Annotated in this window: 11 protein-coding genes; all 11 read right to left on the minus strand. The window is 57.1% G+C overall.

The features are described from left to right. Positions 1-14: 14 nt before the first annotated feature. Positions 15-755, minus strand: a complete 741-nt coding sequence (locus tag ACKFRX_RS08785; RefSeq protein ID WP_005328940.1) for a 1-acyl-sn-glycerol-3-phosphate acyltransferase — start codon at positions 753-755, stop codon at positions 15-17. Positions 756-778: 23 nt separating this feature from the next. Beyond that, positions 779-1,711: an ROK family protein gene (locus ACKFRX_RS08790; RefSeq protein ID WP_408927680.1), complete on the minus strand. Its 933-nt coding sequence runs from the start codon at positions 1,709-1,711 to the stop codon at positions 779-781. Between the two features lie 38 nt (positions 1,712-1,749). Next, a complete protein-coding gene (locus ACKFRX_RS08795; protein WP_408927681.1) occupies positions 1,750-2,853 on the minus strand; it encodes a glycosyltransferase family 4 protein in 1,104 nt (367 codons plus the stop codon). Further along, positions 2,854-3,897 (minus strand): NlpC/P60 family protein, encoded by a 1,044-nt coding sequence (locus ACKFRX_RS08800; RefSeq protein WP_408927682.1) that lies wholly within the window; start codon positions 3,895-3,897, stop codon positions 2,854-2,856. A 114-nt stretch (positions 3,898-4,011) separates the two neighbouring features. Further along, on the minus strand, positions 4,012-4,641 hold the full coding sequence (locus ACKFRX_RS08805) for a C40 family peptidase (RefSeq protein WP_005324468.1): 630 nt from the start codon (positions 4,639-4,641) through the stop codon (positions 4,012-4,014). Between the two features lie 961 nt (positions 4,642-5,602). Then, on the minus strand, positions 5,603-7,225 hold the full coding sequence (locus tag ACKFRX_RS08810; protein ID WP_408927683.1) for a cytochrome bc complex cytochrome b subunit: 1,623 nt from the start codon (positions 7,223-7,225) through the stop codon (positions 5,603-5,605). After that, positions 7,225-8,445 (minus strand): ubiquinol-cytochrome c reductase iron-sulfur subunit, encoded by a 1,221-nt coding sequence (locus ACKFRX_RS08815; protein ID WP_408927684.1) that lies wholly within the window; start codon positions 8,443-8,445, stop codon positions 7,225-7,227. The genes ACKFRX_RS08810 and ACKFRX_RS08815 overlap by 1 nt, the downstream gene beginning before the upstream one ends. Then, the gene (locus ACKFRX_RS08820) at positions 8,442-9,329 is read right to left on the minus strand and encodes a c-type cytochrome (protein ID WP_005324465.1); all 888 of its coding nucleotides are present in this window, start codon (positions 9,327-9,329) and stop codon (positions 8,442-8,444) included. The genes ACKFRX_RS08815 and ACKFRX_RS08820 overlap by 4 nt, the downstream gene beginning before the upstream one ends. 53 nt (positions 9,330-9,382) lie before the next feature. Further along, entirely contained in the window at positions 9,383-9,967 is a 585-nt protein-coding gene (locus tag ACKFRX_RS08825) for a heme-copper oxidase subunit III (protein WP_179386734.1), read from the minus strand. A 574-nt stretch (positions 9,968-10,541) separates the two neighbouring features. Beyond that, positions 10,542-10,973 carry a cytochrome c oxidase subunit 4 gene (locus ACKFRX_RS08830; protein ID WP_005328946.1) on the minus strand — a complete coding sequence of 144 codons (432 nt, stop codon included), beginning with the start codon at positions 10,971-10,973 and terminating at the stop codon, positions 10,542-10,544. Positions 10,974-10,992: 19 nt separating this feature from the next. Beyond that, positions 10,993-12,066 (minus strand): cytochrome c oxidase subunit II, encoded by a 1,074-nt coding sequence (locus ACKFRX_RS08835; RefSeq protein WP_005324460.1) that lies wholly within the window; start codon positions 12,064-12,066, stop codon positions 10,993-10,995. Positions 12,067-12,185 lie beyond the last annotated feature (119 nt).

The raw sequence follows: 12,185 nt of genomic DNA on the forward strand, positions 1-12,185 counted from the left end.
CTTGGGAATAGTGATTACCTCCCCTTGTATTCGGCGCCGGCGGGGTAACCATGGCCGGCTTTAAGCGAAGCCTTCACATCGGAGGCGTACACATCAACATAAGGCTTATCGCTCAGCTCGGCCAAATCGCGCATCACAAAATCCGTGAAGGCGCGGATAGTCTCATGCTCGGCCGGATTCATCCCGCGCTCCTTGGCCCACTCATGCGGCCAAATGGGGTCTCCTACCCGCACGCCAACCTTAAATGGACGGGGAATCCACGAGCCAATGGGATTGGCCTTGCGCGAATTGATCATCGCAATGGGAAATACTGGCTGATTAGTCTCCATGGCGATGCGCGCCATGCCGGTACGGCCCTTGTACACACGGCCATCTGGGGAACGAGTTCCTTCCGGATAGATACCGAAGAGATCGCCGCGGGACAAAATACCCTCTGCGGTTTCCACGATGGCGTCGCCTGCGTCCTCGCTATCGCGCTCAATGGGGACCTGGCCTACCGAGGTAAAGAACCACTTTTGCAGGTTGCCGACAAGACCCGGAGTGGTGAAGTATTCCGACTTAGCCGGAAACGTGATCTGGCGCGGGCACACCAAAGGAAAGAAGAAGGAATCCATGACGGCCTGGTGATTCGACACCAAAATCGCAGGACCCTCAGCGGGGATTTTCTCGATGCCCTCGGTCCACGGGCGATTCCATACTCGCAGGGCGGGTCCGAAGAAGATGTGCTTAAAAGCCCAGTACCACTTGTTTTTCATCGCCAGGTCGTCCTTTGTTAGTTTTAACGGCCGCTGCGGGCCAAATCGGCTACGCCAATCATACCCGCTGCCGACCCTAATTCTGCGGTGGCAACACGTGCGAGGGGGCGATGCCCTGCCCCGACAATATCCTGCCCCATGGCTTGGGCAGCGCCCTCGAGATAGAGGTCCGCATCTTGGGATACGCCGCCTCCGAGAACGATGAGCTCCGGATCCAACACATCAGCAACAATGGAAAGGCCCTGGCCCAGCCACCGGCTGAAATCTTCCATCACCGCGACGGCAAGTGGATCTCCGCGCCGCGCCGCCTGGGTAATTTCCTTGCCTGTGGGATCATCCGGCAGCGAAGTCTCATAGCTTCCTCGCAGATCAGCGCAGGTATCCGGCAACGCGGTACCAGAGGCATAGCGTTCCAAGCAGCCGCGCTTGCCGCAGGAGCACTGCCGGCCATTAGGGACTACCACGATATGCCCAAATTCTGGGGCGGTACCAAACGCACCGCGGTAGATGGTGTCATGCGTCATCAGCGTGGCGCCGATACCTGTTCCTACCGCAAAGAAAACCCAATCCTCCGCACCCCGGCCAGCACCAAAGCACCACTCACCCCACGCGGCGGAATTGGCATCATGCTCCAAACGCACGTGCATACCGAGCTTCTGCGAGAGCGATTCCTGGACATTGGCGTGCCGCCAGGGAAGGTGCGGGGCGAAGCGCACTACCTCGCATGTAGGATCCAAAAATCCTGCCAAGGCGAGACCAACGGCGTCTACCTCATAGTCAGCGCGCAGCTCATCGACGATGCCCACAATATCCGCTTCCAGCTGCTCGGCGTCCATGGAAGTAGGAACCGTGCGGCTCGCGAGAATCTCACCCTCCCGAGTGATCACTCCGCCGCGCACGTTGGTGCCACCGACGTCGAAGCCGATAGTCAGATCGGCGGAGTTATTCTTAAGCATGCATAACAGAATATACCGACAACCGGGTTAGGGTCACATCAAGACATCAGCTGCCGCAATCGCTGCCCCATTATCCGCCACGTCCAATTCTCTTCCACATGGCGACGCCCCGCCTGCCCCATGCGAAGCCTACGCTGCGGGTCGGCCAAGAGAGCTTTCAACGCTCCAGCTAGTTCCGGCACAGCTCCGCCCTTGACGACGACCCCCGTCTCCCCCGTTACCGTCTCCGGTGCGCCACCGGAGTCTCCAGCGACAACCGGCAAGCCGCACGCTTGGGCCTCCAAATACACGATTCCCAAGCCCTCGACGTCTAGCCCACCGCCACGGGTGCGTGCCGGCATGGCAAATACATCCGCTGCATGCAATGCAGTCTCAATGCTTTCCGCTTCCTGAATCACTGCGTCTGGACAGTAGATTTCCGCCAACTGTTCTAAAGCCGCGCGGTAGCGTCCGCGCCCGATGAGCAAGAGCTGCGCATCCGGAAATTCTTCACGCACTAGAGGCATAGCGCGGAGAAGCTGATCCTGCCCCTTGCGTGGAACGAACCGCGAAATGCAGACGATGGTCGGCCCGTCGACTCCAAACTCAGTTTTTGCCGCTGCGCGTTGCTCCGGCGTGGCTGGAGAAAGGCCTTCCACGCTCACTCCGGAAGGCAGGTGCTCCCAGCGCGGATTCGGTCCAAATGGTCGACGCAACCGACGCAGGGTGTAGTCGGAGATATAGGTAATCACGTCAGCATGGTCACCAATGCGGCGCAGGCACTGCCGAGCCACGGGCACCATCGACCACCCCACTTCGTGCCCGTGCGTCGTAGCTACCACACGGGTGACCCCCGCCTCTTTTGCGGCCTTGCCCATCAAAGCAAGGGGCGCGGCTGCACCAAACCAGACGATATCAATATCTTCTGCGCGGATGATCTCCTGCATCCGACGCACTGTGGCGGGCGTCGGCAACATCACGCGGCGAGGCCAGCGGATAACCTTGTAGTCCACCGCGGCATCGAATTCCGCCGGCGAATCCTGGGTAGAGGCAAAGACCACGACATCGCGCGGATCTAAGGTTGCTACGAAATCGCGCAGGTAAGACTGAATCCCGCCAATCTTGGGCGGAAAGTCATTAGTTACCAGCAGAACGCGGGCCACTTAGTACCGCGCCGTTCCAGTAATCGGCATGGACTTCAGCGGTACTACCTGAACAGGCACACCATAAGTGGAGGCATGGACCACTTGCCCATTACCGATGTACATACCAACGTGCGTTACCCCAGGGTAATAACCCACGATATCGCCCGGCTGTAGGTCTTCCAACGGTACCGACGTGCCACCAGCAATCTGAGCCTGCGACGTACGCGGAATGGACTTACCAATCTGCTGATATGCCCAGAACATCAATCCAGAGCAGTCAAACTGATCGGGTCCAGCCGCACCCCAACCATACGGAGCACCCAACTTGGACAAGGCAGCAGAGGCAGCACCGTCAGCTACTTCACCCAGATCCATATCCGGCTTATCAGATCCGCCGAACTGGCCTTCCCAGGCCTCGCGCTGCTGATCATCGAGAGCATCCACCTGCTTTTCGATGTCCCTTTGCTGCTTTTCCAGCTCCTCCTTTTCCTTGAGAAGCTCCTCGCGTTGCTCTTCCAGCGCCTTCTTTTCCTCGCGCACCTTCGCAGCGGCGTCGGCAGCCTTATGCTTTTCCTCTTCCGCCATGGAGGCGGCATTAGCCTTCGCATCAAGGGTGCGCTGGGCCTTGCGGGACAGCGCACCGAGGTAGCCCATGCGCTCTACCGCATCGGAAGGATCTTCCGCGGCCAAGGCACCAGACACTGCCGAACGGGAATCACCGCGGTAGCGCGACTGCGCGATGCCATTGACACGGTCCTGCTGGGTGGAAACATCGCCCTTTGCATCGTCCGCACGCGTTTGTGCCTCAGCGGCGGCCTGCTCAGATTCAGCGACCTCAGCTTGCTTTTCCTCGAGCTTGACCTCGAGCTCTTTTACTTCTTCGTTCTTGGCAGAAACCTTGCGCGCGACTTCGCCAACGCGCTCTACCAAGGCGTCTACATCCTCGGTGGCGCCCTCCTGTTGCGGAGCCGCCTCCTGCGCAACCACCTGCGAAATCCCAGAAACCGACGTAACAGCAAGAGCCGCTACAAGTGCAGCTGCAGGAAGTACTCGTTTAGACACGTAAGGACCCTTAGACTTAGAAAATTTTAAAAATCGTACTTACTATAGCGGGTTTTACCCCCTAATGCACGACAAAGCCCTCCCCGCGAAGGGGAGGGCAAGATCCGCCGCTTCTTAGAAGCGAACTGCGGAGTGAATCGGCATGTAGTTCAGGTCGCGCTCCTGAACCGGGACGCCGGAGTTAAGGGCGTCGATGATGGTGCCGTGGCCGGTGTAGATACCAACGTGGGAAGCGCCACCGTAGTAAGCAATGATGTCACCTGGCTGCAGCTGATCCAGGGGAACCGGGGTTCCGGCGGCAGCCTGTGCCTGAGAGGTGCGCGGGATCTGCTTGCCAGCCTGAGCGTATGCCCAGCTGGTCAGACCGGAGCAGTCAAAGGCGTTCGGGCCAGCGGCGCCGTATACGTACGGGGAGCCGATGACGGAGCGTGCTGCAGCCAGTGCCTTCTGGCCAACGGTCTGCTGTGCCGGAGCGGCCTGCTTGTGGCCAGCTGCTGCGTAGTTGGTGTTCTGCTGGTTAGAAACCTTGCCCAGGGACGGAACGTAGCGGTCAATGTTCGGAACCTGGTCAATGTTCGGGACGTTTTCCAGACCTGCTACCTCAAAGCGGTAGTCAGTATTAGGTACGACGACCTCTGCTGCCTGTGCGACGCCCGGTGCGACGACGGCGGCGGTTGCAGCCAGTGCTGCAGTAGATGCGATGCGACGGGTGTTCTTCATGCCCTGACGACGGTGCTGTGCCATGAGTAAAACTCCAAATCTTCCTGCGCGCCTACTCCCCTTGTAAAGGAAGCTCTGACCCTGGGGGACTAGCGTTCGTTGGGAATCCGTTCCTTTAGGATTTCCTCCACTCGGCCCCTCAGTAGGAGGGGCCAGATGCGGCGCTGTAATTCTTCTGTTTAGATTGAGCACCTTTTCGGGCGGTAACTCAATGTCTCGAATAGGTTACGAAATCATCACAAGCAATGTCCATTCGCGACACCAAAATAACGTTTGTTATCGCTTCGTTACCTTCTGTTGACCTTGTCGAGATTTAACCTCCGCATGGACGCTAGTTCCCACCAGAACTTGATGCTTTAAGGTCACAAGCTGCACAAACGACAGAGGATGACAGACACCCGACCAAGAATTACCCTTACTAAGAAAACGCTTAACAATTAAGAGAATTCTAAATTGTGACTTTCAGCACTAAGACATTTTGACAGCCCCTTCTTCCCCACCAATTGACTCCTCTACCGCACGCCTAGAGCCTAGTTTTCATCGCAACTGCGCCCCGCTTTGCCGCCTTTCCTTGCGGTGGTTCTAGCTAAACCGCTTTCCGACGCCCCCTAACGCGCTCAATCGACGAGCGAAACGTGCTTCCAGCAAACAAAGACTTCCGGCATCCACACCCATCTGAGCCCACGCACTAGGCTCCTAAAGCTATAAAGCATGAGAGAACCACTAACCACCGACAATTCGCGCACCAGAACACGTACTAAACCGACTACACAACAAGCTTCAGCAGCAGCCCTTCAAATGCTTCAAGATTCATAAAGACTCACAGAAGCGCAACAGCTCCCCCTTCAAAATCTCTTGTTGCAGCTAGAAGAATAAGGACTGGGTTCGGAATTGATCTTTACATACGCAAGACCCGCCCTTGCTCCTTTAATAGGAGCAAGGGCGGGTCTGTGAGCGTGTTTCGAGAAGTCCTCAGGAAAAGCGGTTAGATGCGGCCGTTTTCCTCGTCCTCACGGCGGTTAGCCTCGTTGAGGCGGCGGAACATCTCCGCTTCCTCGTCGTGGTTATCCGAGTGGATTTCGTGTACTCGGTGCATGAGGGCCGGATCATCAGGGCTGAAGGTGCCCTGAGTCTCGGAGTCCGCAAAGCCAAGCTGGTTGAGCTGCTTCGGCACCTGAGCGCCTGCGTACTCGAGCGGAACCGGGTGGCCTTCGGCGTCAACCGGGCCGAGTGGCTGGTGAACCTCAATGAAGGCACCATTCGGCATCTGCTTGATAACGCCGGTTTCAATACCGTGCTCCAGCACCTCACGGTCAGAGCGCTGCAGACCAACGCAAATGCGGTAGGTCATGAAGTACGCAATCGGTGGCAGCACGATGAGGCCGATACGACCAACCCAGGTCATTGCGTTCAGCGAAATCTGGAAGAAGTGTGCCACGTGGTCGTTACCACCGGACAGGGTAACCAGCAGGAAGAACACGATGGCAGCCGCACCAATAGCGGAGCGGGTAGGAACATCGCGCGGACGCTGCAGTAGGTTGTGGTGTGCATCGTCACCGGTGAACTTCTTCTCCAAGAACGGGTAAGACATAAGCAGGACGACCATGAGGCCACACAGCAGAGCTACCCAGAACGCGGAAGGAATGGTGTAGTTACCGAGGTAGAGCTCCCATGCCGGCATGACACGGGCAACACCGTCAGTCCACAGCATGTAAATATCCGGCTGAGAACCAGCGGAAACCTGGGATGGGTTATAAGGTCCAAGCGTCCAGATGGCGTTGATGGTCAGCAGACCAGACATCAGCGCCAGTACGCCAGCAACCATCATGCCCATACCAATAGCCTTGGTGGCGAAGACCGGCATAATGCGGACGCCAACCACGTTGTTCTCTGCACGACCCGGTCCAGGGAACTGGGTGTGCTTCTGGAACCAAACCATAATCAGGTGGGCTGCAATCAGGCCAAGGATGATGCCCGGAATAACCAGAACGTGCAGGATGTAGAAACGATCCAGCATCAGGTCAGACGGGAAGTCACCGCTAAAGATTGCCCAGTGCAGCCAGGTGCCGATAATCGGCAGGCCCAGGATGATGGCGGACATGATTCGCAGACCAACACCGGAAAGCAGGTCGTCCGGCAGGGAGTAACCAAGGAAGCCCTCGATCATGCCCAGCAGGATAAGTGCGCAACCGATAATCCAGTTTGCCTCACGCGGACGGCGGAATGCACCGGTGAAGAAGATGCGCAGCATGTGCGCAACCATGGACATCATGAACAGCAAAGCTGCCCAGTGGTGCATCTGGCGCACGAACAAGCCACCACGAACTTCGAAGGAGATATCCAGCGCGGTGGCGTATGCGCGGGACATTTCTACACCATTAAGCGGTGCATAGGTGCCGTCGTAAATGACCTTGGTGATGGAAGGGTCGAAGAACAGCGCCAGGTAGATACCGGTCAGTACAAGAATGATGAAGCTGTACAGCGCCATCTCACCAAGCATGAAGGACCAGTGGGTCGGAAAGACCTTGTTCAGCTGAGTCCTCAGCACGCCGGCGGCGCTATAGCGCTCATCCATGTTGTTGCCCATTTGGGCGAGTTTATTGCTCATTATGACTTACGCTCCCAGAATGCCGGGCCGACAGGCTCAATGAAGTTGCCCTGTGCAACGAGGTAGCCCTCGTCATCCACCGTGATAGGCAGCTGTGGCAGTGCACGGGCAGCCGGGCCGAAGACCGGCTTGCCGTAGTGCAAAGCGTCGAACTGCGACTGGTGGCACGGGCACAGGATTCGGTTGGTCTGCGCCTCATACAGAGAGGTCGGGCAACCGATGTGGGTACAGATCTTGGAGTAGGCGTAGTAATCGCCGTGGTGGAAGTCTTCCTGATCTTCGCGCTCGATTGCCTTCTGAGCGTCATTATGACGCAGGCGAATCAGCATGACCGCATTGCGGTTGCCGTGAATCGAGTGCATGTGGTGCTCGTAGACATCGCGCTCGGCATCGTACTTGTCGCCATCGTTAACGTCTTCTTCTGCCAGCGGGAAGACGGTCTCCATGCCGCCTGCCGCCAGATCCTCCGGGCGCACACGAACCAAGCGGGTAACACCCTTGGTGCTGTAGTGCTCACCGGTTTCGCCAGAGTGCTTCTCGGCGATAGTACCGGTGTCGCGCGCCAGGTAGAGCTTGACGCCTTCATTGTGCATGGTCCAACCGGAAGTCCACAGAGTGCCGTCACCGGCATAGTTCATATTGTGGCGAACCTTCCAAGGGTTCTTAATTGCGCCGCCCAGCGGAGCAATCACGGTAAGACCGAACAGAACGCCGGCGCCGCCCAACAGACCCTGAACGGTCTTGCGGCGACCCAGAGTGGAGGTCTTCCAAGAATCGTTCAGAAGAGCGGTCAGGGTACGGCGGTCAACTTCTTCGGAAGGACCGTCGTGACGACGCTGAACGGAAATCTCCTCAGGGAGAATCTTCTTAACGTACTGAACGATGGCGATGCCCAAGCCGCAAATTGCGAGGGCTGCAGTAATACCCAGCAGAGGGGTGTAGAGGGTGTGCCAAATGTGGCCCTCCTCCCCTAGCTGCTTGTACTGCCACGGCCAGAACAGGTAAACGCCGAGGAATCCGAGGCCTCCGATGACGGACAGGAACAACCAGATAGCAACGTTACGTCCAGCGCGCTTTTCAGCCGGGTCACCTTCGACTGGGAAGCGCTCCTTGCGGAACGCAACGGTGACGTCGTCGAGCTCGGTACCAAGAGCAGCGAGTTCATCGTTGCTCATCTTGTCGAGCTCAGCGTTAGTGTAATTCTTCTTCACATTGCTCATGAGCGCGATCCAATCCACATAGCGGCAGCGCACAGGGCGCTAATGCCGATAATCCACATTGCCAGGCCTTCCGCTACTGGGCCAAGACCGCCGAGGTCCCAACCTGCTGGGGAAGGAGTTTCCTTTGCAGACTTGAGGTAGGCAATGATGTCCTTCTTCTCATCTGCGGTGAGCTGGCGGTCGGAGAACTTAGGCATGTTCTGCGGACCAGTCAGCATTGCCTGGTAGATTTCCTGCTCGCTTGCCGGAGCCAGCTCCGGAGCGAACTTACCGGAGGACAGGGCGCCGCCCTGGCCGGTGAAGTTGTGGCAGGAAGCGCAGTTCATGCGGAAGAGCTCGGAGCCCTTCGCTACGTCTTCTGCCTGGATTTCGCCATTGTAGTTAGCACCACGCAGCGATTCCTGAGCAACGCTTCCGTCGTCGTTGTAGACAATGTCTGCGCCGCCGCCGTTGGCTGCAACATATGCAGCCAAGGCCAGAGTCTGCTGCTCGGTGTAGCGAGGAGCCTTACGCTCTGCCTGGGCGTCGTTAGACATCATCGGCATACGGCCGGAGTGCACCTGGAAGTACACGGAGCCAGCACCGATACCAACGAGGGACGGACCGCGACCTTCGATGCCCTGCAGATTGGCACCGTGGCAGGTGATACAAGCGGTGTCATAGATGTCCTTACCCTCTTGGACGAGGGCTTGGTCATCTTTTTCCGCCGTGGCGACCTGTGCGTCCGGGGTCAAGGCAGAAGCCAAGACGCCCGCACCGGACAGGCCAATCGCCAAAGCGAAGCCACCGGCAAGGGTACGCTTCGCCTTGCGGCGACGGCGGGTCTTCTTAGCCGCCGCAGTGGTCTGCTCCACTGCCACGGACTGCGAATTGTTATCCATCATTTTCCTTTAGATAACTCGAACACGGGAGGACTGTTTGGGGATCTTGGCCAGTGCTACTGGACCAAGTAAATAACGGTGAAGACGCCGATCCACACAACGTCAACGAAGTGCCAGTAGTAGGACACTGCCATTGCTGCGGTCGCCTGTGCCGGCGTGAACTTGGACTTAGCAACGCGCGCGAGGATGATTGCAAAAGAAATCAGACCCGCGGTCACGTGTGCAGCGTGGAAGCCGGTGATGATGTAGAACACCGAACCAAAGACGCTGGACTGCACAGTCACACCTGCGTGAATCAACTCGGTCCACTCAAACGCCATGATGCCCAGGAACACAACGCCCAGTACCAGCGTCACGGTGTACCAGAGTCGAAGCTTGTAAACGTCACCCCTTTCTGCGGCAAACACGCCGAACTGCGAGGTCACAGAAGAAGAAATCAGCACTGCCGTAATGAGGAAACCCATGGGCAGGTTGATATGAGCGGTGTGCTCCGCCCAATCGCCTTCCTGACCGTTAGCTCGCGAGGTAAACCACATCGCGAACAGTCCGGCAAAGAACATCAATTCCTGAGACAGGAACACGATGGTGCCCACGCTGACCATATTGGGTCGGTTCAGCGAGGCAGCACGTGGTGCTGTCATACCTTGGTTAGAAACTACGCTCGTCACAGTGGCTATTATGGCTGTTCTGGGCGCTAAAGTCACCTCGATTCCCCCCGCTTTCTCTATTCTTTTTTGATGCTTCGTCCAGCAAAAGGCCAGCAAGTCAGAGTCAAAAACTTTATTTTTCCAAACGGGAACTTTTCGCCCCGCTTTCCGACGCCCCATTGATGCAGGTGACACCACACGTCGGGCCCTACCCTGAAATTCCGAAGCACCCCGGCCACCCGACGCCCCCACTTATCGATGCACCCGTCCGTGTACCCGAACCCCGCTGCCTGGAGAGATAAATCACACTCCACGAGCCCCCCAAACGCCCTGCTTTACAACTTTCGAACGACCCCCGCAAAAATCGGCTTTTACGTGCCAGAATGCAGAAGAAACGCTATCGCGAACATGCAGCAAGATCAGCCACGCCTCCCCCACCGGTAAAACTTTTTGAAACTCTCGGGAACTTTCTTGCGCCGCGAACGACGCTGGATCGCCAAAGCCCTCCTAGCCATGATAACTAGGAGGGCGGAGAAGTTTTAGGCAGGGATTCCCTTACATCAAGGAATTAGTGCTTTTCCTTCGGCAGGCCGTACTGCAGGGACAGGCCGGTGCAGGCTGCGATGAGGCAGACAGCGCCGAGGGCAATCAGCCAGAAGTAGAGGAAGATGATTCCCAAGCCAAGAAGGCCAATGGCGCCAGTCATAGCCAGCGGCCAGATGGAGCCTGGGGAGAAGAAGCCAAGGATGCCAGCGGCATCTTCAGTTTCTGCCTCTTCCCAATCCTCTGGCAGGACGTCACTGCGGTCATCAGTGAAGTGAAGGTAAGCACCCAGCATCATGCACAGCAGGAAGGCAAGGAACATGCCCACGATGCCAACCCACTCGGCACCGTAGAGGTAGCCATCGTCCTTAACGAAGGTGACGCCGAAGATGTAGACAATCAGCGAGACAAGAAGGTACGTCGCGATTGAGTAAAAGACTTTCGATGTTGCACGCATTGTGTTGTGTCCTTATCTCTTATGCCGCGGTGTTTACGTAGTTGTCGCCCTTAGCGGTGTCACGCTCGCCGGAGAACGGGTGGGTGGTTACCGCATATGGGTCCTGGCCGATTTCTTCCAGGGCTTCCGCGTTGGTGGCCTCTGGGTTGTCCTCACGGAACTTCAGGTAGGTGTTGAAGTCCTCCGGAGAGACAACGCGAATTTCGAAGTTCATCATCGAGTGGTAGGTACCGCACATCTCGGCACAACGGCCAACGAATGCGCCCTGCTTCTCAATCTTTTCCACCTGGAAGCTACGCTCCTGAGCGTTTGCCTCTGGGTGTGCGTAGACGTCGCGCTTAAACAAGAACTCCGGTACCCAGAATGCGTGGGACACGTCGCCGGAAGCGAGGCGGAACTCAATCGCAGTATCGGAAGGAAGAACCAGAACCGGAACCTCTTCGGTGGTACCGACGGTCTCAATCTTGTTGTAGTTCAAGTAGGAAAGGTCGCCCATGGACTTGCCGTGGATTGGGTTCGGGTTATCTACACCCTCAGGGTCGTGAGCGGTCTTCTCTGCCTCAGCCTGACGCTCCTTGTCGGCACCGTCGTAGTTCTCACCATTGACGTGATTCTCGGCGTAACCGAACTTCCAGTTCCACTGGAACGCAGTAACGTCAACGACAACCTTCGGATCCTTATCCAAGGCGGTGACCTTCTGCTGAGTCTGAACGGTAAAGAAGAACAGGCCCATAATGATGAGGATCGGGACGATGGTCAGAACCATCTCCAGCGGAACGTTGTATTGGATCTGGCGCGGGAACTCGCCCTTGCCATCCTTCTTTGCCTTCTTCGCGCTCCAGCGGAAGATTGCGGTGAGGAACAGGCCCCACATAATAAAACCAACGATCCATGCCGCAACCCAGACCCAAATCCAGAAGTTGTACATGGCCTCTGCCTCAGGGGTAATACCCTTCGGCCAACCGAATCCCAGGAGGTTCTCTACAGCAGTTGGCGCCTGAACGTCACAACCTGCCAGAGCGAGTCCACCCAGGGCAAGTGCGCCAGCTACGCCCGCCTTGCGGGCAAAGGTGCGCTTATTACGCTGTCCCACGTGTGTTCTGCCTTTCTGTCCACACAAAACTTCTCGAATACTCACAGAGCACTCTTACCCAATCAGAATAGAGGATAACTGCCAGATTCCCAGCCTGTTTAAAGGCATAAAAGGGCACC

This window comes from Corynebacterium tuberculostearicum, assembly GCF_046097465.1.
Classification (GTDB): Bacteria; Actinomycetota; Actinomycetes; order Mycobacteriales; family Mycobacteriaceae; genus Corynebacterium; species Corynebacterium tuberculostearicum_I.